Genomic DNA, 20,543 nt, shown 5'->3' with positions numbered 1-20,543 from the left:
CGTTGCGCTCAGCGCTTGCGGCGCGGAAGATTCAGCATGTGCAGCAGGGCCAGCACGGCAACAATGGCAATCGTATCGGCGATCCAGTCGCGGATATCGCAATCCCGGTGCAGCGCGGGGATCGCCTGCAGCACTTCCACCAGCGCGCCCAGGAACGAGAGCCGCTCGGCCAGATGCACCCGGGGAAAGCGCGGAAACGCCAGCGCACCGAGAAACGCGAGCGTGCCGAAGGCCAGCATGTGCTGCGCCTTGTCGCCCATTGCGGGGATATGCGGCGGATGCGGCAGCAGCGCCAGCGTGACAGCGCCGGCGAGGCAGAGCCAGAAGGCCGGTGCGATGATTCCGTTGCGGTGCAGCATGGCCAAGCGCTAGCCCCGCAAGGCGCTGCGGCACAAGCACCGTTTGCTCGGGCGCGGCGCGATTCCGGCTGGCGATGCGCGGCAAAGCGGCTAGAACACACGCCATGACAGACGCACTCACGCAGCCGCTTGCCGTTTCCTTCCTCGGCCTTGGGGTGATGGGCGGGGCCATGGCCCGCCATCTCGGCACCGCCGGCCACACGCTCACCATCTACAACCGCACCGCCGCCCGCGCCGAAGCGTGGCAGGCCGCGCATCCCGGGCTTGCCGCGCGCGTCGCGGCCAGCCCGGCAGAGGCGGCAGAAGGCGCGGATGTGGTGATCACCTGCGTCGGCAACGACGATGACCTCTCCGACGTCGTGCTCAGCCCCACCGGCGTGTTCAGCACGCTGCGCCGGGGCGCGCTGTTCATCGATCACACCACCGTTTCGGCGCGGATTGCCCGCCAGATCGCGGTCGAGGGGCGCGACAAGGAACTGCTCTGCGTCGATGCGCCGGTCACCGGCGGCCAGTCCGGCGCGGAGGCCGGTACGCTCTCGATCATGTGCGGCGGCAGCGAAAAAGCCGTCGATGCGGCGCGCGGCGTGCTCGGCGCCTATGCCAAGCGCGTGGTCCATGTCGGCAAGCCCGGCGCGGGTCAGACGGCCAAGATGGCCAACCAGATGTGCATCGCCGGCGCCATCGCCGGCCTTGCCGAGGCGATCCGCTTCGCCCAGGCCGCACGCCTCGATCTCGACAAGGTGTTCGAGGCGATTTCCGGCGGCGCCGCGCAATCGTGGCAGATGGACAACCGCTGGCACACCATGGCGCAGGACGAGTTCGACTTCGGCTTCGCGATCGACTGGATGCGCAAGGATCTCGGCCTCGCCATCGAGGAAGCGCGCGGGCTGGGGGCAAGCGTGCCCACCACCGCGCTGATCGACCAGTTCTATGCCGATGTGCAGGCGCTGGGCGGCGGCCGGCAGGACACGAGCGCCCTCATCCGCCGCCTGCCGCGCCGGGGCAACGGCTGATGGTGCGGGCCGGCCTCGCAGCCCTGGCGATCACCCTTGCTGCCCCTGCCGCCCCGGAAACGGCCTGGGCCGACACCCTTGTCGACAATGTGCAGGGCCAGACCATCGGGGCGGACGGCCATGTCGAGCGTTTCAAGGCCCTGCTGATGGACGATGCCGGCGTGGTAAAGGCGCTGTTCCACGAGGGCGAAAAGACACCAAAGAAGGGCTTCCAGTACCGAATCGACGGCAAGGGCCGCATCATGTTGCCCGGCCTGATCGATGCGCATGCCCATGTCATGGGCACAGGCTTTGCCGCGCTGACGCTCGATCTGTCCGAAACGACCAGCCTTGCCGATGCGCTGGAGAAGATCGCCGCCTATGCCAAGGCGCACCCGGATCGGCCATGGCTGATCGGGGGCGGCTGGAACCAGGAGCGCTGGAAGCTCGGCCGTTTCCCCACAGCCGCCGAACTCGATGCGGTGGTCAGCGACCGGCCGGTCTGGCTCGAACGCGCGGACGGTCACGCCAACTGGGGCAACTCCGCCGCGCTCAAGGCGGGCGGCGTCACGGCGGCAACCCCCGCACCCAGCGGGGGCGAGATCATCCGCCTCGCCGATGGGAGCCCCGCCGGGGTGCTGGTGGACAATGCCAAGGCGCTCGTCCAGTCGCATGTCCCGCCGCCGACCGCGCGCGACAACGACGCCGCCTTCGCGCTCGCCCAGCGTGAATTCTACCGCCGCGGCCTGACAGCGGTGGCGGACATGGGCACCAGCATGGCCGACTGGCAGACGTTCCGCCGCGCCGGGGATGCCAACACGCTCTATGTGCGGATCATGGCCTATGGCGCAGGGATCGAGAACACGGTCGCCATCGGCGGCCCCGGCCCCAGCCCGTGGCTCTATGCCGATAGGCTGCGCCTCAATGGCGTGAAGCTCTACATGGACGGCGCGCTCGGCTCGCGCGGGGCCTGGCTCAAGGCGCCCTATCACGACAGGCCCGACACGCGCGGCCTGCCCAACCTCACCCAGACGCAGCTTGGCAACCTGATGAGCCGCGCGGCAATGGACAATTTCCAGATCGCCGTCCACGCCATCGGCGATGAGGCGAACGCGGTGCTGCTCGGCGCGATGGAAGACCTTGCGCAGACCTACAAGGGTGATCGGCGCTGGCGCATCGAACATGCGCAGGTCATCGATCCCGCCGATTGGCCGATTGCTGAGCGGGTGGCGAAATCGGTCGGCCTGATCGCCTCGATGCAGCCCGTCCATCAGACTTCGGACCGCCTGATGGCCGAAGCGCGGCTGGGACCGGAGCGGCTGGCCGGGGCCTATGCCTGGGCTTCGGCCAAGGCGCACGGAGCGGTGCTGGCGTTCGGTTCGGACACGCCGGTCGAACTGCCCGATCCGTGGACCGGCTTTGCCGCTGCGATCAGCCGCATCGATGCCGACGGCCAGCCGCCGCTGGGCTGGCAGCCGCAGGAACGCGTCGGCCGCGAAACGGCGCTGGCGGGCTACACCGCCGATGCCGCCTATGCGGGCTTTGCCGAAAAGCGCTTCGGCCGCCTCGCCCCCGGCCTGCGCGCGGATTTCATCTTCGTCGATACCGATCCGATGACCGCGAGCCCGGAAGCGATCCGCAAGACCCGGGTGTTCGAAACCTGGGTCGGCGGCGGCAAGGTGTGGGATGCGGACAAGCCCGAAGGCGGCGCGGCGGGCGCGGAGCCGGTGAAGAAATAAGGAACCGAAGCGATGGCCGAGCTGATCCTGCACCACTATCCGGAATCGCCGTTCTCGGAAAAGGTGCGCGCGATCCTCGGCGCGCGCGGGCTGGCGTGGCGTTCGCTCATCGTGCCGATGGTCATGCCGCGGCCTGCCACCATCGCGCTCACCGGCGGCTACCGGCGCATTCCGGTGCTGCAGGTCGGGGCGGACGTCTATTGCGACACCGCGCTGATCGCCGAATATCTCGATGCGCTCGGCAGCCGCCCGACGCTCTATCCGGCGGGCCAACTGCTTGCGGCGCAGACCCTCGCCCGCTGGGTTGATACCGAACTGTTCTGGGCTGCCGTCACCTTGCGCTTCCTGCCCGAGAACATGGGCACCTTCTTCGCCGATCCGGGCTCGGCACAGGCCTTTGCCGAAGACCGCGCCAATTTCGCCGCCGGGGCGCAAGTGCGCCGCCCTCCGGTCGACGAGGCCCTTGCGCGCTACGCCCGCTTCCTCGCCGAAATGGAAACGCAGCTCGGCGATGGCCGCGCCTGCCTGTTCGGTGCGGAGCCCAGCATCGCCGATTTTGCGGTCTACCACATGCTGTGGTTCATCCACGCCGGTGGCGGCATGGCCGATTGGCTCAGCAGCCGCCCCCTTGTCAGCGCGTGGATGGAGCGCATGCGCGCCCTCGCGCAGCACCCGGGCGAGGCCATTTCCGCCGAGGATGCGCTTGCCGTCGCCCGCGCGGCCGAACCGCTCCCCGTCGATGCGGCCAGCGACATCACCGCCATTCCGCCCGGCACCGACGTCCATGTCGCCCCGGTCGATTACGGCGTGATGCCCAGCCACGGCACCCTGCTGCGCTGCGATACCAGGACCATCGTGATCCGGCGCGAGCATGCGCTGACCGGCCCGGTCAACGTGCACTTCCCGCGCCACGGCTTCGGGGTCGTGCGGGGGGACTGATCGTCCAAGCCGTTGTCCTACAGCGCCGGCATTCTGGTATGCTGCGCGCTGCTCCTTGAACCCCGTCAATCCCCCCCGCCCTCCCCGCGCAAGGGTGCTTCGCAGGCCTGTCGCCTCCCCCGGGGAGTTTTCCCTCAGGACTGTGTCAACCGTGTCAACTTGTCCCGGATCGGGACTGACGGCCCGGGGTTCCGGCTCTAGGGTGCGGTCACCAGCACCGGGGCTTCGGTCAGGTCCAGTGCCGCGCCGGGGAGCGGGCTGGTCGCGCCATCGAGATCGGTCACCGTTCCGCCGCGATAGGGCTGCGGCAGGGCAAACCGCGCTGCCCCGCCGGGGTTCCACAGCACCAGCGCGCGTTTTCCGCCGGGCAGATCGAACGCCATGCGCCAGGTGCCCGCCGCATCGATCCGCGTGCCGACTAGCGCTGCTCCCACCAGCCAGCCGCGTACGGTGAAGAAGGCCTTGGCCGCCGGGGTCTCGACCCGCGGATCGTCCGGCGCGACGGTACCCACGGCATAGGGCGTGTCCGGTCCCCAGCCGTACCAGCCGAAGTGGGAGGCACCGACCGCCATGTCCACCAGATACTTGCGCGCCATATAGGTGCGCGCCTTGTCCGGCGGCGTCGTGCCGTCGCCGCTGCCGCCTTCGGTATCCCACAGCGGCTTGGTCGTCCGCCGGGCGAGCACGAGGCGGACGTTGGCAAGCTGACGCGCGGCTTCCTCGGGCGGCGTGGCATAGACGTGGTAGCCGATCACGTCGGCGAGCTCTGCCGCGCCGGTCGCGAGATACTGGTCGAGGTAGCCCGGGGAATAGGGCGGCGCGGTGACGATCTTCGCGGCGGGATCGATCCGGCGGATCACCGCGCTGGCGGTGCGGGTCAGCTCGGCAAGCTGCGCAACGTTGCCCGCATAGAAGGTCTTGTCGTTGGGCTCGTTCCAGATCTCGTAATACTGGATGCGCCCCTTGTAGCGGGTGGCGACCTTGGTGACGTAGTTTGTCCAGTCGGCGATGTTCCTCGGCGGCGCCGCCGCGCCCGCGCCGTTATAGTTCACCCAGCCCGGATCGGACGAGGCCCAGGTGGGCGACTGGCCGAGCGTGAGCATCACCGCCTGCCCGGGCGCGCGCGCCGCCAGCCAGCGATCGAGCTGATCCCACTGCCACGCGCCCGGCTTGGGTTCGAGCACGGCCCAGGTCGTGCCGCTGTCCCACAGGCGCAGCAGCCCGAAGCCCGGCGGCGAGACGCGCACGCCGGCTGGCACCGCCTTGCCATCAGCGGTGGTGAAGGTGACATCCGCCACGCTGTAGGTGCCGGGCCGATCCGCCGCGAACATCAGGTCGATGCGGCCACTCGGGCCGACCTTGCCGCTGACCGTGTAGCGTTTCCAGGTGCTGCCAAGATCGTTGATCGTGGCAAGAGCATGGGCGTTGTAGGGATCATCCGCATTGCGGATCAGCATGTCCACCGCGAGGCCCGGCGTGCCGCGCAGCAGCGCCGTGAAGGTATAGCTGCGCCCCGGCACCACGCGCACGCTCTGCAGCATCTGCTGGCGGCCAGCGGTGACACGGCTGATCGTGACGGCTTGCGCGCCGCCCCCGCCGGGGACCGGCGTGCTGTCCGGCGCATAACGCACCGCGACATCGGCCCATTCCGAATTGTCGTCCCAATCGTGCGCGATTTCGCCGCTGATCGCTGCCCCCTCCGCGCCCGCGCTGCGCGTCGGCGCGGCAAAGCCGGGATTGCGCAGGCGGTTGAACTGGAAATTGGAGACGTGGATGCCGAAGAAACCGGGCTGGACCGGCCCGAACCCGGCTACCGGCGCGGGCTTGCCGGGGCGCGTGGTGATGCGCACATCATCAATGCAGATGCGGCCCGGCGCGTTGAGGCTGATCACGATGGACGCGTTCTCATCCGCCGTGGCATAGCCCTGCGCCAGCACGCGCTGCCATCCGGGCCCGACCGCCGCCGCCGTTCCCGCGATCTCGGCATAGCCGGGGGGCCCGCCCTGCAGCGAGACATTGGCGAAAGTGCCGGGCGCGCCGCGCAGCCAGGCGGTAAGCGTCACCACCGTCCCGGCCTTCAGCGCCACGCCCTGCAGCAGCTGGAGGTTGCCATCCCGCACCGCGCCGACCGCAATGGCCTGACAGGCGCTGCCCGAATGCGGGTTGCTCGTCTCGCGGCTGTAGACCGTCGTCGTATCGCCATAGCCGCTGTTGTGGTCCCACCCTTCGGCGGTCTCCCCGCTGACGGTGCCGCCGGCGGGAAGCGCGGTGTAGGCGCCCTCGAAGCCGGGGTTTGCGAGGGGCACGAGCGTTTCTGCGGCCAGCGCCGGAGCGGGCAACAGCAACACAGCGGCAAACAGGCAGCGAAACATGGCCAACCCCCCTCGGCGCATGACGGCAAGGTTAGGCACCTTGCCCGAACCGGAGCAAGCCCGTACGCGCCGCCGCGCCCTGCCGCTGCGATCAGGCCCCTGCCGCCTCCGCCTTGGCCTTCTCCTCGGCGTCCTTGTTTTCTGCGAAGCGCATCACGACGAGCGTGCCTTCGAACAGGATCATCAGCGGGATGGCGAGCATCAGCTGGCTCAGCACATCGGGCGGGGTGATCACGGCGGCAAGCGCGGTGATACCGACGATCACGTAGCGGCGCGCCGCCACGAGCTGCGCGCGGGTCACGATCCCGGCGCGGTTCAGCAGCATCAGCAGCACGGGCAGCAGGAAGCTGATCCCGAAGGCGAAGATGAACTGCATGACGAGATTGAGGTACTCCTCGATCCCCGGCAGCGCCTCGAGCTGCAGGCCGCCGCGATCTCCCTGGAAGCCGATGAACCAGCGGAAGGCGGTGGGCATCACGACGAAATAGGCCAGGCTCGCGCCCATGCTGAACAGGATCGGCGTGGCGATCAGGAAAGGCAGGAAGGCCTTCTTTTCCTTCGCATAGAGCCCGGGGGCGATGAAGGCCCAGAGCTGGTTGGCGATCACCGGAAAGCTGATGAGGAACGCGGCGAAAAGCGAGACCTTGAGATCGACGAAGAACGCCGAATAGAGCTTGGTGTAGATCAGCTTGCCCTGCCCCGCCGGAAAAGCCTGAACCAGCGGCTGGACCAGAATGGCGAGGATCTGGTTGCGAAACAGGAAGCAGACGAGGAACGCAACGGCGAGCGCATAGACGCAGCGCAGCAGCCGCGTGCGCAGCTCGAGCAGGTGGTCGAGCAGCGGGGCCTGGGTCTCGTCGATATCGCTGATCATCACGCGCTTCCGCTACCGGAGCTTCTAGGACGGGCAGGGCGTTCGGCGATGGGGAGCAGCTCGCCGAGCGGTTCGGCAGCGGGTTCGGTCGGCGCGACGGCGGCCACTTCGGGATCGATCGCCGCCGCGACAGGGGCAGGCAGCGGGGTCATCAGAGGCGGCGGATCGTTTTGGTCGGTCGCCGCTTCGGCGGTCTGCCCTGCCGCCGGATCAGGGGCGGGATGTGCGGCCATGATCGCCGCGTTCTGCTCCTTCCACTTGCGCTCCATCTCCTCCATCTCCGCCTCGCGGATCATGGTCTCGATGCCGGTGCGGAAGTGGCCGGACACGCGGCGGATCTTGCCGATCCAGCGGCCGGCGGTGCGCAGCGCAAGGGGCAAGTCCTTGGGACCGATGACGATGATCGCCACGATCACGACGAGCAGCATCTCGTCTGGCGCAATGCCGAACATCGTTTCAGGCCTGAAGCGGGTGCGGGATCAGGCGGCGGGGCCGGAGCCGGTCTGCTCGGCCTGCGGGGCAGGCTGCGCCGGGGCGACCGGCTGCTGCTGGATCTGCACCGGCGGCTGGACGAGCGGCGTTTCGGTGCCCTCGCTCATGCCCTGCTTGAAACTTTTGATACCCTTGCCGAAATCGCCCATCATCTCCGAGATGCGGCCGCGGCCGAAGAGGATGAGGACGACCAGCGCCAGAATGATCAGATGCGGAAGGGACAGCGCGCCCATGGGTAATCTCCTTTATGCCCCATCAGATAGGACATCCTGTGCGAAACTGCCAGCAACCTCACGCAGATTCGTCAAGCTCCGATGCACCAACGGTCTCATCGTCGGGCTCAACGTCGGGCTCAACGTCGGGTTCGCCGGCAAACACGGCCTCGACCGGATCGAGCAGCCCGGCGGCGCGCAGTTCCTCGATCCCCGGCAGGTCACGCCGTGATTCAAGGCCGAAGTGCGCGAGGAACGCGGGCGTGGTGGCGTAGATCGTCGGACGGCCGGGGCCTTCACGGCGGCCGGCGACCTTGATCCAGCCCGCTTCCATCAGCACGTCGAGCGTGCCCTTGGCAGTCTGTACGCCGCGGATCGCCTCGATCTCGGCACGGCTGACGGGCTCGTGATAGGCGATGATGGCCAGCGCCTCGGTCGCCGCGCGGGAAAGCCGGCGCACATCCTCGCGCTCCCGGCGCAGCAGGTGGGCCAGATCGGGCGCGGTCTGGAAATGCCAGCGGTCCCCGCGCAGGACGAGCTCCACGCCCCGCCCGGCGTAGCGCGCCGCAAGCGTCTCCAGCGCGGCGGCGACATCCGCCCCGCCGAGATGGCGCGAAATCTCCTCCGCGCTCATCGGCGCTTCGGCGGCGAACAGCGCCGCCTCGACCGCGCGCTCCACGTCGTTCATCCCGCGCACCGGCGCAGCATCAAGGGCGCGAAAGTCTCGGCCTGCGCAATCTCGACCTTGCCCTGTTTGGCAAGCTCCAGCGCGGCAACGAAGCTGGAAGCCAGCGCGGAGCGGACAAGGCGCGGGTCCGTGTCCGGCTCGCTTGGCGGCAGGAAGCTGGTGAGCGCAGTCCAGTCGATCGCCACGCCGATCAGCGCCTCGACCCGGGCGATGGCGGCCTCCAGCGTCATCACCGGGCGCGCACGGACCATGTGGACGACGGGCCGCCCCCGGTGCTGGATATGGCCATAGGCCTGCATCAGCGCGAAGAGATCGCACTGCCAGCGCACCTGCCGCAGGGTCCTGAGGCCTTCCGGAGCACCGCGCGGGAAGACATCGCGGCCCAGCCGGTCGCGCGCCATGAGCCGGGCGCCCGCCTCGCGCATCGCGCCGAGCCGCTGGAGCCTGAGCTGCAGGCGCAGCGCCAGTTCCTCCGGGCTCGGCTGCACTTCGGGATCGCGCGGCAGGAGAAGCAACGACTTCAGCCAGGCGAGCCACGCCGCCATGACGAGGTAGTCCGCCGCCAGTTCAAGCCGCTGCGCTCCGGCGCGCTCGACAAAGGCAAGGTACTGATCGACCAGCGCGAGGATCGATATCTTGCGCAGATCGACCTTCTGCCGCCGCGCCAGATCGAGCAGCAGATGGAGCGGCCCTTCCCAGCCGTCAATGGCCAGGGTCAGCGTATCGGGCTCTCCCTCGCGCGCCTCGGGGGGCACGTCGAGGACGGTGTCGTCCCAGTCGTCCGCCGGGAGCGGATCGGACAGGGCAACCTCGTCCATCACGCCGCCAGCGCCAGCAGGCGGTCGCGCGTGGCGGTGCGTTCGGCCTGCCGCTCCAGATCGACGGGCACGGCAAAGTCGCTGGTGGGGGCGAGCGCCTGCACGAGCCGCGCGGCGGTTTGCGCAGACATCGGGGCCATGGCCTTGGCGATCCCGACCATGTCGTCCATCCTTGCCCAGCAATTGAGCGCGATGTCGCAGCCTGCCGCCTGCGCCCGCGCCGCCCGTTCGGGCACCGCGCCGCCAAGCGCCTGCATGTCGAGATCATCAGTGAGGAGCAGGCCCTGGAAGCCGATGCGGCTGCGGATGACATCACGGATAACGGTGGCTGAAAGCGTGGCCGGGTTCTCGTCATCCCAGGCGGTATAGCGCACGTGGGCGGTCATCCCGATGAGGCTGTCCCTGAGGCTGCGGAACGGGGCGAGGTCGGTTTCGAGCTCCTCCGCGCTCGCGGTGACGGTCGGCAGTTCCTTGTGGCTGTCCACCCCGGCGCGGCCGTGCCCCGGGATATGCTTGATCACCCCGGCCACCCCGGCACGGGCGAGGCCTTCGAGCATCGCCCGGCCGAGCGCCGCGACGCGCAGCGGCTCGTGCCCCAGCGCGCGATCGCCGATCACATCGTGCGCGCCTTCCTGCCGCACGTCGAGCAGCGGCAGGCAATCAACGCTGATCCCCGCTTCTGCCAGATCGAGCCCAAGCGCCTCGGCATGGGCGCGGGCGGCCTCGATCGCGCTGATCGGGGCAAGCTCGTAAAGCCGGTCGAACGCCGCGCCGGAAGGATAGGCGGCCCAGACCGGTGGCTTCATCCGCGCAACCCGGCCACCTTCCTGATCGATGCAGATGAAGGTGCGATCCCGTCCATGAAGGCCGCGCAGGTCATCGGTCAGCGCGCGCAGCTGGGCGCGGCTTTCCACGTTGCGGCCGAACAGGATGTAGCCCGCCGGATCGCAATCGCGGAAGAAGGCGCGCTCGTCATCGCTGAGAGTGGGGCCCGACAGGCCAAAGATCGCCGGCAGCATGTGCCGAGGATTTGCGCAAAGCCCGCCCCGGCGCAAGGCCGGGGCCGGTGGATCACGGGGAAAAGCCCCTATCTCAGCGCTTCACCTGGCACTTGAGGCCGCCTGCCTGCAGCTTGGCGCAGAGCGCATTGGCGGCGGCGAGATCGCCGGTGACGGCCTGGAGGCGGAACACGGTCGCCATATCGGCCTTGCCCTCCACCACGCGGTGCGACAGGCCCGAGAGCGCAGCGTGCGCAGCGCTGAGCTTTGCCCAAGCCGCTTCTGCCGAAGCGTTGGTCGAGAACGCGCCGACCTGCACACCCACGCCCGACGCCGGAGCCGCCGGGGCCGCCGGGGCCGCCGCCGCGGCGGTTGGCTTGGCCGCGGGTGCCGGCGTGGCGGCGGGGGCCGCGCTGCCGGCAAGGTTGGCGGCCGGCTTCTCGCCCTCGCTCACCTTGAAGCTGGCGTCACCGGTGCCTTCGAAAGTCTTGCCGCCGGGATCCTTGGGCGCGACCTTGTAGGGCTCCTTGCTCGCCGCGATCAGGCTGCCGTCTGCCGCAGCTGGTGCAGCGCCCCGGTGCGAGAACCAGTAGATGCCGCCAACCAGCGCCGCCAGCAGCAGCACCGCCAGCACACCGAAGCCGATCAGGCGGCTGTTGTCGGGGCCCGGCTCGTCAAAATCGACATCTTCGGCACTCTCGAGCCAGGGCAGACGTTCCTCGTCGCCCAGCGCAAGGCGTTCTGCCGGTGCGCCCTCGAACAGGCTGTCCGCCGTTTCCTGCGCCTCGTCGTGGACGGCAGCGAGGCCCTGCTCGGCGGCGTGCTGCGCGTCCTCGCCCCAGGCTGCCGGATTGATCGGAAGGCCCTCGTTCTCGTCGCCTTCGCCAGTCCCGATGTTAACCATTGCGTCAAAGCTCCTCGGCGGCCTCCACACCCAGAATGGCCAGCCCGTTCTTCACCACTTGCCCGATTTGCGAGGCGAGGAAAAGGCGCGCCGAAGTGAGCGCTGCATCCTGTGCCACAATGAAGCGCTTGTCCGGCCGATCGTTGCCAACGTTCCAGTAGGCGTGGAACCCGGCGGCGAGGTCATAGAGGAAGAAGGCAACGCGGTGCGGCTCGCGCGCGGCGGCCGCGCTTTCGACCACGCGCGGGAACTGCGCGGCAAGCCTGACGAGCGCGATTTCCTCCGCGCCGAGCAGCGCCACGTGCTCGCCCGAGGGCGCAAGGCCCTCCGCCGCTGCCTTGCGCAGGGTCGAGCGGATCCGGGCATGGGCATACTGCACGTAGAACACCGGATTGTCCTTCGAGGCTTCGACCACCTTGTCGAAATCGAAGTCCATCTGCGCGTCGGGCTTGCGGGCGAGCATGGTGAAACGCACCACATCCTTGCCGACCATCTCGACCACATCGGCGAGCGTCACGAAGTTGCCGGCACGCTTCGACATCTTGAACGGCTGGCCGCCCTTCATCAACTGGACCATCTGGACCAGCTTGACCTCGAAGGGTTTCGGCGCCCCGCTCTCGGCGCTGGTCAGCGCGGCGACGGCGGCCTTGATCCGTTTCACCGTGCCGGCATGGTCCGCCCCCCAGATATCGACGAGCGCGTCGGCCGCCTGCGCCTTCTGGAAATGGTAGGCGAGGTCGGCACCGAAGTAGGTCCAGGCGCCGTTCGATTTCTTGATCGGGCGATCCTGATCGTCGCCGAACTTCGTCGAGCGGAAAAGCGGCAATTCGACCGGTTCCCAGTCTTCGGGCGTTTTCCCTTTGGGCGCTTCGAGGACGCCATCATAGACCAGATCGTGCGCGCGCAGCCACGCCTCGGCGGCATCGACCTTGCCCGAGGCCTGCAGTTCCGCCTCGGACGAGAACAGGTCGTGGTGGATGCCAAGCGTGGCGAGGTCATCGCGGATCATGTCCATCATCGCGGCGACCGCGCGGCCACGGAACAGCACCAGCCAGTCGGCTTCTGGAGCCTTGGCGTACTTGTCACCAAACTCAGTGGCGAGCGCCTGCCCGACCGGCACGAGGTAGTCGCCCGGATAGAGCCCCTCCGGCACCGCGCCGACATCCTCGCCCAGCGCCTCGCGATACCGCAAGTGGACCGAGCAGGCGAGCACATCGACCTGCGCCCCGGCGTCGTTGACGTAGTATTCGCGCGTCACGCGGTGACCGGCAAATTCGAGCAGGCTGGCGAGCGCATCGCCCACCACCGCGCCGCGGCAGTGGCCCATGTGCATCGGCCCGGTGGGGTTGGCCGAGACATACTCGACATTGACCATGCTGCCCCCGCCCATCGCGGAACGGCCATAATCGCCCGCCGAAGCCGCGATCAGGCCGAGTTCGCCAAGCCATGCGCTGTCCGCCAGCCGCAGGTTGATGAAGCCCGGCCCGGCAATCTCGGCCGAGACGACGCGCGGCTCACGTCCGAGTTCCTCGACCAGCAGCGCGGCCAGTGCACGCGGATTGGTGCCGGCCGGCTTGGCCAGCACCATCGCGGCGTTGGTCGAGATGTCGCCATGGCTCGCCTCGCGCGGCGGCTCGCAGGTCACCCCGCTTCGCGCCAGACCCGCTGGGAGCGAGCCAGTCGCAACCAGCGCATCGAGCGCGCGGTCGATCACGCCGGCAAAATCGGCGAAGAGGGGAAGAGCGGAAGCAGATGCGGTTTCAGTCATGCCCGCGCCGTTAGCCCAAGCGCGCGCAAGAGGGAATGCCTGCCGGCATATCGCCCAGGGTCAGGTCCTAACGCGTGGCGTTGTACTTCAGCTGCGCGTCGGTGAGCTGGAAGCCCACCACCAGCTCGAAGCTCGCCTTGGCGAGCGCCGCCCGCACTTCGGGCAGCGCCAGCGGATCGGTCGCGGCATCGGCTTCGCCGGCCCTGCGCTTGCGGGTCAGCAGCCGGCGCACGTTGGTCGGCAGCGTTGCCTCGGCACGGTCGACGGTCGAGCCGGCACGGCCCTGCGCCTGGGCACGTTCCTGCCCATCGGCGAAATCGAGCGTGACCGAACCGAGCCGCTTGGCGATCACGACAGTGCCGCCACGGACCACCGCCGAGAAATAGGGGAGCACGACACGGCGCGCGCCGCGGGTATCGGTGCGGCGGGCATAGACATCGAACGTCGCCTCGCTGCGCAGCTGGGTCTGCCCCTTGGCATCGTCACACGTGCTGCGCAGGTTGGTGATCGAGGCGGTCAGGTCAAGCGCGCCGGCATCGGTGCGGCCGGGCTCGGAAAACAGCGTGACATCGCCGGTCATGTCCGGAATTTCGACCAGCGGGCACGGGCTGCGCAGTGCGGTGACGCCCACGCTGTCGTCTACCACCAGTTCGCCGCCGCCGCTCTTGCAGGCACCGAGCGCGCCGATCAGCGCCAGCGCGGTGAGCGGAGCAAGCCGCCGAAGGGACGCGGAACGGAAGGCGGGCAGGTTCATTCAGGCATCCTTGGGCAGCGATCAGCGCATCCTCTAGCCACCGCAGTACCGGGGCGCAATGCTGCATCCCCCACTCGCGGCGGCTTTGCGCGGAAGCGCCCCCCTGCTAAGGACATGCGCGATGAACACTGCAAGCCCCCTTTCGCCCGCCGCCGACGACACCGGCCTCGCCCCGCTCAAGCTGCTGATCGCCGCCCCGCGCGGATTCTGCGCCGGGGTGGACCGGGCGATCGAGATCGTCGAGCGCGCGCTCGACCGCTTCGGCCAGCCGGTCTACGTGCGCCATGAAATCGTCCACAACCGTTTCGTGGTCGATGGACTGAAGGCCAAGGGCGCGGTCTTCGTGGAAGAGCTCGACGAGGTGCCAGATGGCGCGCCGGTGGTGTTTTCCGCGCATGGCGTGCCCAAGGTGGTGCCCGCCGCCGCAACAGAGCGCGGGCTTGACTGGCTCGATGCCACCTGCCCGCTCGTCAGCAAGGTCCATCGCCAGGCCGAACGCCAGGTTGAGGCCGGACGGCACATCCTCTTCGTCGGCCACAAGGGCCATCCCGAAGTGATCGGCACGATGGGCCAGGTGCCCGAAGGCGCGATTACGCTGGTCGAGACGCTGGACGACGTCGCCGCGCTCGATTTTACGCCGGGCACGCCGCTCGCGTTCCTGACCCAGACTACGCTTTCGGTCGACGACACGCGTGAGATCGTCGCCGCGCTGCGCACCCGCTTCCCTGATATCAGCGGCCCGCGTGCCGAGGATATCTGCTACGCCACTTCCAACCGGCAGGCAGCCGTGAAGTCCATCGCAGCGCGCTGCGATCTTCTGCTGGTGATCGGCGCGCCCAACAGTTCGAACTCGCTTCGCCTGGTCGAAGTGGCGGAGCGCGAGGGGATCCCGGCCCGGCTGATCCAGCGCGGGTCGGAGATCGACCGCGCCTGGCTCGAAGGTGTCGAGACGCTGGGCCTCACCGCGGGGGCCTCCGCTCCCGAAGTTCTGGTGCGCGAGGTGGTTGATACCTTGCGCGCTTGGCGCGTGGTCGAGGAGGAGACCGTGACGACAACGGTCGAGAACATGGTGTTCAAGCTGCCGCGTCAGCTCGCCGACTGAAGCCGGACCCATGGCAGTCTATACGCATCTCGGCGCGGAGGAAATGGCCGCGCTGATCGCCCGTTTCGACGTTGGCACGCTGGTTTCGGCCAAAGGCATCGCCGAGGGCGTATCCAACAGCAACTGGCTGCTCGACACGACTGGGCAGAACGGGGCTGGGCAAGACGGGGCCGGGCATGAAGGGGCCGGCGCGCGGTTCATCCTGACGATGTACGAATTCCGCATCGAGCTTGAGGACCTGCCCTACTTCCTCTCGCTGCTCGATCATCTCGCGGCGAAGGGCTGCCCGGTGCCGCGCACGATCCACGACCGCGACGGAGCCCTGTTCCAGATGCGCGGTGACAAGGCGCTCGCGCTGATCGAATATCTCCCCGGCGTATCGGTCAATACGCCGACCGCCGGGCAGGCCCGCGCAGTGGGTGGCGAACTCGCCCGCCTGCACCTCGCCGCGGCAGACTTCCCCGCGAGCCGCGCCAACGGCATGGGCGTTGCCGAATGGCAGCGCCTCGCCGCCGCCTGCGGGACCGATGGCCTGGCGCGGATCGACCCCGACCTCGCCGGGATCGTTGCAAACGAACTGCCACGCCTTGCCGCAAACTGGCCGGCGGACCTGCCCTCCGGGGTGATCCACGCCGACCTGTTCCCGGACAACGTGCTGATGCTGGATGATGTGGTCACCGGCCTCATCGACTTCTACTTCGCCTGCAACGACATCCTCGCCTACGATCTGGCCGTCACCCATGTCGCCTGGTGCTTCGACAAGGACGACCGGTTCCGCCCCGATGTTTCCGCCGCGCTGATCGAAGGCTATGAAAGCGTGCGACCGCTCGGCGCGGACGAACGCGCCGCGCTGCCGCTGCTGGGCCAGGGCGCTGCGATGCGTTTCGCGATGAGCCGCGCATGGGACTGGCTCAACACGCCGGCCGATGCGCTCGTCACGCCGAAGGATCCGATGGGCCCGGCGCGACGGCTCGGCTTCTACAAGGCAAACCCGGAGATTTTCGCGTGAAGCACGTCCAGATCTTCACCGACGGCGCGTGCAAGGGCAATCCCGGCAAGGGCGGCTGGGGCACGCTGCTGCGCATGGGCGAGGTCGAAAAGGAACTTTCCGGCAGCGAGCGCGAGACGACCAACAACCGCATGGAGTTGATGGCGGCGATCAAGGGGCTCGAGGCGCTGAAGCAGCCGTGCCAGGTGACGCTCCACACCGACAGCCGCTACGTGCTCGATGGAATCACCAAATGGGTGTTCGGCTGGCAGAAAAAGGGCTGGAAGACCGCCGACAACAAGCCGGTCAAGAATGAGGACCTGTGGCGCGCGCTGCTCGCGGCGGTGCGTCCGCACAGGATCGAGTGGGTCTGGGTGAAGGGTCACGATGGCCACCCCGAGAACGAGCGTGTCGACAAGCTCGCCAGCGACGCGGCCATCGCGGCCTGAGCAGCCCTCAGCCCTCGGTGGTGGTGTCCACCACTTCGGCGCCGGGGCCGTTCTTCAGAATCGATTCGATGGCGTTCTTGGCGCTGGCTTTCGACTTGTAGCCTTCGGTCCAGAAAATCGATTCCGCGTTGTGGACGAAATAGGCCACGAACTCGCCAGCCTTGTTCTTCCGGATTTCGAAACGGTGCGCCATATCCTTAACTCCATAGGTAAAGTTACCTATCCCGCACCCGTCTAGCACGCGGGGGCAGGCGTGGGAGTCCGAAATGCTCCGCTACGGGCGAAACCGGGCGGGCGTGTAGAGCACGGGATCGATCGCGGCGGTCATCGCATCGCGCGGCAGGCCCAGCAGCATCTGCGCGCCAAGGCGGGCCGCGGCGGGTGCGGTCTGGATGCCGAAGCCGCCTTGCCCGGCAAACCAGAACAGCCCCGGGCATGCCGGATCGAAGCCGAACACCGGGAGCCGGTCGGGCGAGAAGCTCCTGAGGCCCGCCCACCGCCGCTCCAGCGCCAGCACTTTCCAGGTCACCGCCTGCTCCATCCGGTCGATCGCCATGGCAATGTCGAGTTCCTCGGGCGCGGCATCGCGTGGCACGTCCGGAGTCTCGTCGTGCGGCGAAAGCCACAGCCGATCACCTTGCGGGCGGAAATAGAAATCCTCGTCGAAGCTCAAGGTCAGCGGCAGCGTCGGCGGTGGGGGCGGATCGACCCGCATCTGCACCATCGAGCGGCGCAGCGGCTGGATCCCGAGGGGCGCGGCACCGGCCAGCTCCGCCACGGGATCGGCCCAGGCGCCCGCGGCATCGACCAGCAGCGCAGCGCGTGCCTCGCCCGGCCCCGCGGCACCGCTCCACGTCAGCGCCCAGTCCGCGCCGTCGCGCCTGGCGCTGTCCAGTCGCGCCCGCACGCGCAGCACACTGCCGGCCTTGCGCGAGGCGGCGAGGTAGTGCTGGTGCATCGCGGCGACGTCGATATCGGCGCATTCCGGCTCCCACGCACCGATGATCCATTCCGGCCTGAGCCCGGGCACGATCTCTTCGAGGCGATCGCGCCCGATCAGTTCGATCCGCGCCCCGGCAGCGAGGAAGTCCGCAACAAACGCCTCTGCCGTGGCGCGGTGATCCTCGCGCCCGATGTGCAGGCCGCCGCGCGGGCTGAGGAAGCCGTGCTGCGCCAGCCACTCGCCCGAGGCGGCGGTCAGCGGATAGATCTGCGGCCCGCCGATCGTCTCGTGCCAGAATGCAGCGGAGCGGCCGGTGGTGTGATAGCCGGGGGTATCTTCCGCCTCGATCAGCAGGACCCGGGCATGGGGTGCGCATTCGGCGGCAAGGCTAGAACCCGCCATGCCGGCACCGATAATGGCGATGTCGAAGTGTTCTGCCGCCATGGTCAGCGCTCAGCCCCGCTTTGCCGGAAGGGCGCGATCGAGGAAGCTGGTGATCGCGGCCATGACCTGGCTGCGCACCGGATCAGCCTCGCGCAGCAATTCGTGACGGGCCTCTGGGCCCCAAGTCACCAGCTCGCCGCGCGGCAAGCGGTCCGCCGCCTGCTCGATCGCGGACCAGGCGACGAGCGCATCCTGCTTTGCCGCCAGTAACAGGACAGGCGCCATCACCGCCTCGAGCAGGCCCGGTGCGCGCAGCGCTGCCATCGAGGCTGCCGCCCGTTCGACCCAGCGCCAGCTGGCAGGGCCGATCTCCAGCTCGGGCCGGGCCGCGCGCCACCACAGTTCATCGGCGTAACGCTCGGCATCGTGAGTGAGCAGCCCGATGCGATCGTCCGTGGACGAGCCGGGCTTCTCGCTGGCTTCCCACGCCATGCGTTCGGGATCGCCGATCCGGCACATGATCCGTCCGTATATCTGCTGAACAAATTCCGGAATCGCGGTGACGAATCCTAGCATCGGTGCGCTCAGCACGACCGCTTCGGGGCTCGCCGCGCCTTCCGCCACCGCGCGCAAGGCAAGATGCCCGCCCATCGAATGACCGGCCAGCACGTGCGGTCCAGGAGCGGTGCGCACCCAGTCCTGCCACAGCGCGCCAAGGTCGGCGATCCAGATTGAGAAGTCTTCGATATGTCCCACCATCGGGTTTGCCGTCATCCGGCCCGAAGCCCCCTGCCCACGCCAATCGGCAGCGCTTACCTGCCAGCCCGCACTGGCCCATTCTACCAGCGTTTCCAGATACTTCTCATAGAAATCAGCGCGCCCCGGCAGGAACAGTATCGCGCCGCGCAGAGGCGTGCCGGCGGGAGGATCGAGTGTGATGCGACGGATCGGATGCCCATCGGGCAAGGCCCAGCGCCACTCCCGCGCACCAGAGGGAATGGCCCGCCTGAACTGCGACGGACCGTCGAACCCTGCACTCACGCCAAACCTCCCCGGGCAAGGTAAAGGCGACATCCGCACGTGCCCGGAATTGCGGCGCCGGTTTGGTTACCGTTTGGTAAGTGATTGTCCCGTATGAGACCCCCATGCAGGGAACTCACATCGTTTACGGACTGGTCGGGGCATTGGCAATCGCACTGCTGGTTGCTGCCTTCACCGATATCCGCCGCCGCCAGATCGACAACTGGCTGAATGCAGCCATTGCCGTGGGCGCGCCACTGTTCTGGTGGGCATCCGGTCTGGCGCTGTGGCCAGGCGTCGCGCTGCAGTTCGGCCTCGCGGTCGTCACGTTCTTCGTCCTCGCCGGGCTCTTTGCGCTTCGCGCGATGGGCGGCGGCGATGTCAAGCTGCTCACCGCTCTGGCCCTTTGGATGCCGGCGCTGCTCTTCCTCAAGCTGCTGGTCATCATGGCCATCGCGGGCGGCGTGCTCACCATCACGATGAGCATGTGGCACATCGCCCGGCGGCAGAAAGACAAGCTCAAGATCCCTTACGGCATCGCCATCGCGACCGCAGGCCTCTGGATCATCTCGACAACCGATTGGGCCACACTCCACGCCGCAACGGCTGGCTAGGTCTATCTTAACCAATTTGCCCGCAGGATGCGGGCGGATCAAACGGCAGGATTGAAGCCATGGACAGGAAAAAGCTGTTGCTGCTGGTAGGGGCGCTGATCGTGGCGATCGGCACGGCCTTTGCTGCCAGGAGCATGTTTGCGGGGGCAGCATCGCCGCAGGCAGCGGCAGCCGCGAAAGTGCAGATGGGCGCCAAGGTGCTCGTCGCAAATCGCGCGCTTCCTGCCGGCACGATCATCACGGCCGATGCCATGGGCTACCAGCCCTGGCCCAAGGACCTCGTCCAGGACGTCTACTTCACCGAAGACAAGACCGACATGTCGAAGCTGCTCGGCACCGTCGTGCGCCATCCGATCACCGCGGGCGAACCGGTGACCCAAGGCAGCCTCGTCTCCCCCGGCGACCGCGGCTTCCTTGCCGCCGCGCTCGGGCCGGGCATGCGCGCCGTCACCATTCCGGTGAGCGCGCGTACCGCCGTTGCGGGCTTTGTCTTTCCCGGTGACCACATTGACCTCGTCCTCACCCAGACGGTGAAGGGCGGCGTCCAGCCGCTCAAGACCGCCGAGACCATCCTGAAGAATCTGCGCGTGCTCGCCACCGACCAGTCGACTGAACAGGAGCAGATCGAGGGCAAGACCCGCGTGCGCACCTTCAGCACCGTCACGGTCGAGGCGACCCCCAAGATCGCCGAGAAGATCGCGGTGGCACAGACCATCGGCACCATCTCCCTCTCGCTGCGCTCGCTCGCCGACAACTCGAGCGAGCTCGACCAGGCAATCGCGCTCGGCCAGATCAAGATCCCCCCGGGCACCAGCAAGGCCGATGAGGAGCGCATCCTCAAGCAGGCGATGGCGAAGCCGATCGAGGCCGATGGCAACAGCTTCGCGACCGGTGGTGATGTCTCGCGCTTCCAGCCGAAGAAGAACACCGCTGCCGATCCGGCCTCTGCCGTCCAGGCGATGGTCAAGGCCATGGCGCCCGCCATGCCCCAGATGCCGGCCGGTGGCTCGATGACCGCCGCTGCCAAGGCGCTGTTCTCGCCCGGCCCCGTGGTCCGCGTGACCCGCGGCCGCGACACCCAGGAAGTCAAGGTGGGGAGCCACTGAGATGCCCACTCAGATGCATCGCACCGCT

Annotated in this window: 22 protein-coding genes; 8 read left to right on the top strand and 14 right to left on the bottom strand. The window is 68.3% G+C overall.

Features of this window, described 5'->3' with window-relative positions; all coding sequences use genetic code 11:
- Positions 1–8: 8 nt before the first annotated feature.
- On the bottom strand, positions 9–359 hold the full coding sequence (locus AQZ52_RS15180) for a VanZ family protein (protein ID WP_067912838.1): 351 nt from the start codon (positions 357–359) through the stop codon (positions 9–11).
- 104 nt (positions 360–463) lie between these two features.
- Between AQZ52_RS15180 and AQZ52_RS15175 the strand changes: the two genes are divergently transcribed.
- The 3 genes from AQZ52_RS15175 to AQZ52_RS15165 are packed head-to-tail and all read left to right on the top strand — an operon-like array spanning position 464 to position 4,029.
- Complete coding sequence (locus AQZ52_RS15175) at positions 464–1,372, top strand: NAD(P)-dependent oxidoreductase (protein WP_067912835.1); 909 nt, start codon at positions 464–466, stop codon at positions 1,370–1,372.
- On the top strand, positions 1,372–3,090 hold the full coding sequence (locus tag AQZ52_RS15170) for an amidohydrolase (RefSeq protein WP_067912832.1): 1,719 nt from the start codon (positions 1,372–1,374) through the stop codon (positions 3,088–3,090). The genes AQZ52_RS15175 and AQZ52_RS15170 overlap by 1 nt, the downstream gene beginning before the upstream one ends.
- 12 nt (positions 3,091–3,102) lie before the next feature.
- Positions 3,103–4,029, top strand: a complete 927-nt coding sequence (locus AQZ52_RS15165) for a glutathione S-transferase family protein (RefSeq protein ID WP_067912829.1) — start codon at positions 3,103–3,105, stop codon at positions 4,027–4,029.
- Positions 4,030–4,226: 197 nt separating this feature from the next.
- On the opposite strand, the gene AQZ52_RS15160 is transcribed toward AQZ52_RS15165, so the two are convergent.
- From AQZ52_RS15160 to AQZ52_RS15115, 10 genes are all read right to left on the bottom strand, one after another.
- Positions 4,227–6,401, bottom strand: coding sequence for an endo-1,4-beta-xylanase (locus AQZ52_RS15160; protein WP_169793757.1), 2,175 nt, complete (start codon positions 6,399–6,401; stop codon positions 4,227–4,229).
- 91 nt (positions 6,402–6,492) lie between these two features.
- Positions 6,493–7,275, bottom strand: coding sequence for a twin-arginine translocase subunit TatC (tatC, locus tag AQZ52_RS15155; protein ID WP_067912823.1), 783 nt, complete (start codon positions 7,273–7,275; stop codon positions 6,493–6,495).
- Positions 7,275–7,727, bottom strand: coding sequence for a Sec-independent protein translocase protein TatB (tatB, locus tag AQZ52_RS15150; protein WP_067912820.1), 453 nt, complete (start codon positions 7,725–7,727; stop codon positions 7,275–7,277). The genes tatC and tatB overlap by 1 nt, the downstream gene beginning before the upstream one ends.
- Before the next feature lie 27 nt (positions 7,728–7,754).
- On the bottom strand, positions 7,755–8,000 hold the full coding sequence (gene tatA / locus AQZ52_RS15145; RefSeq protein WP_067912817.1) for a twin-arginine translocase TatA/TatE family subunit: 246 nt from the start codon (positions 7,998–8,000) through the stop codon (positions 7,755–7,757).
- Positions 8,001–8,058: 58 nt separating this feature from the next.
- Positions 8,059–8,667, bottom strand: coding sequence for an SMC-Scp complex subunit ScpB (gene scpB, locus AQZ52_RS15140; RefSeq protein ID WP_067912814.1), 609 nt, complete (start codon positions 8,665–8,667; stop codon positions 8,059–8,061).
- Positions 8,664–9,485, bottom strand: coding sequence for a segregation and condensation protein A (locus AQZ52_RS15135; protein ID WP_082698106.1), 822 nt, complete (start codon positions 9,483–9,485; stop codon positions 8,664–8,666). The genes scpB and AQZ52_RS15135 overlap by 4 nt, the downstream gene beginning before the upstream one ends.
- Positions 9,485–10,504, bottom strand: coding sequence for a beta-N-acetylhexosaminidase (nagZ, locus tag AQZ52_RS15130; protein ID WP_067912811.1), 1,020 nt, complete (start codon positions 10,502–10,504; stop codon positions 9,485–9,487). Before nagZ ends, AQZ52_RS15135 begins: the two co-directional genes overlap by 1 nt.
- Positions 10,505–10,577: 73 nt before the next feature.
- The gene (locus AQZ52_RS15125) at positions 10,578–11,387 is read right to left on the bottom strand and encodes an SPOR domain-containing protein (RefSeq protein ID WP_082698104.1); all 810 of its coding nucleotides are present in this window, start codon (positions 11,385–11,387) and stop codon (positions 10,578–10,580) included.
- A 4-nt stretch (positions 11,388–11,391) separates the two neighbouring features.
- Entirely contained in the window at positions 11,392–13,155 is a 1,764-nt protein-coding gene (gene argS, locus AQZ52_RS15120) for an arginine--tRNA ligase (protein ID WP_067912808.1), read from the bottom strand.
- A 67-nt stretch (positions 13,156–13,222) separates the two neighbouring features.
- Complete coding sequence (locus tag AQZ52_RS15115) at positions 13,223–13,909, bottom strand: hypothetical protein (protein WP_067912804.1); 687 nt, start codon at positions 13,907–13,909, stop codon at positions 13,223–13,225.
- 121 nt (positions 13,910–14,030) lie between these two features.
- Here AQZ52_RS15115 and ispH point away from each other — a divergent pair, with 121 nt between their 5' ends.
- From ispH to rnhA, 3 genes are read left to right on the top strand one after another with little or no spacing between them, the layout of a single operon-like run.
- Positions 14,031–15,011 carry a 4-hydroxy-3-methylbut-2-enyl diphosphate reductase gene (gene ispH / locus AQZ52_RS15110; protein ID WP_067912802.1) on the top strand — a complete coding sequence of 327 codons (981 nt, stop codon included), beginning with the start codon at positions 14,031–14,033 and terminating at the stop codon, positions 15,009–15,011.
- A 10-nt stretch (positions 15,012–15,021) separates the two neighbouring features.
- The gene (gene thrB, locus AQZ52_RS15105) at positions 15,022–16,020 is read left to right on the top strand and encodes a homoserine kinase (RefSeq protein WP_067912799.1); all 999 of its coding nucleotides are present in this window, start codon (positions 15,022–15,024) and stop codon (positions 16,018–16,020) included.
- Positions 16,017–16,448: a ribonuclease HI gene (rnhA, locus tag AQZ52_RS15100; RefSeq protein WP_067912795.1), complete on the top strand. Its 432-nt coding sequence runs from the start codon at positions 16,017–16,019 to the stop codon at positions 16,446–16,448. Before thrB ends, rnhA begins: the two co-directional genes overlap by 4 nt.
- Positions 16,449–16,455: 7 nt before the next feature.
- On the opposite strand, the gene AQZ52_RS15095 is transcribed toward rnhA, so the two are convergent.
- The 3 genes from AQZ52_RS15095 to AQZ52_RS15085 all read right to left on the bottom strand — a co-directional run bounded on the left by AQZ52_RS15095 (position 16,456) and on the right by AQZ52_RS15085 (position 18,816).
- Complete coding sequence (locus AQZ52_RS15095; protein ID WP_067912793.1) at positions 16,456–16,641, bottom strand: YegP family protein; 186 nt, start codon at positions 16,639–16,641, stop codon at positions 16,456–16,458.
- An 81-nt stretch (positions 16,642–16,722) separates the two neighbouring features.
- The gene (locus AQZ52_RS15090; RefSeq protein ID WP_067912790.1) at positions 16,723–17,835 is read right to left on the bottom strand and encodes an NAD(P)/FAD-dependent oxidoreductase; all 1,113 of its coding nucleotides are present in this window, start codon (positions 17,833–17,835) and stop codon (positions 16,723–16,725) included.
- Between the two features lie 9 nt (positions 17,836–17,844).
- Positions 17,845–18,816: an alpha/beta hydrolase gene (locus AQZ52_RS15085; protein WP_067912786.1), complete on the bottom strand. Its 972-nt coding sequence runs from the start codon at positions 18,814–18,816 to the stop codon at positions 17,845–17,847.
- 104 nt (positions 18,817–18,920) lie between these two features.
- On the opposite strand from AQZ52_RS15085, the gene AQZ52_RS15080 reads away from it, so the two are divergent.
- Together AQZ52_RS15080 and cpaB are read left to right on the top strand one after the other, a co-directional pair.
- Positions 18,921–19,409: an A24 family peptidase gene (locus AQZ52_RS15080; RefSeq protein WP_067912784.1), complete on the top strand. Its 489-nt coding sequence runs from the start codon at positions 18,921–18,923 to the stop codon at positions 19,407–19,409.
- A 59-nt stretch (positions 19,410–19,468) separates the two neighbouring features.
- Positions 19,469–20,515, top strand: coding sequence for a Flp pilus assembly protein CpaB (gene cpaB, locus AQZ52_RS15075; protein WP_067912781.1), 1,047 nt, complete (start codon positions 19,469–19,471; stop codon positions 20,513–20,515).
- The last annotated feature ends 28 nt before the right edge of the window (positions 20,516–20,543 follow it).

Origin of the sequence: Novosphingobium fuchskuhlense, from assembly GCF_001519075.1 — a bacterium.
Taxonomy (GTDB): domain Bacteria; phylum Pseudomonadota; class Alphaproteobacteria; order Sphingomonadales; family Sphingomonadaceae; genus Novosphingobium; species Novosphingobium fuchskuhlense.
This window is presented reverse-complemented; position numbering and strand designations above follow the sequence as displayed.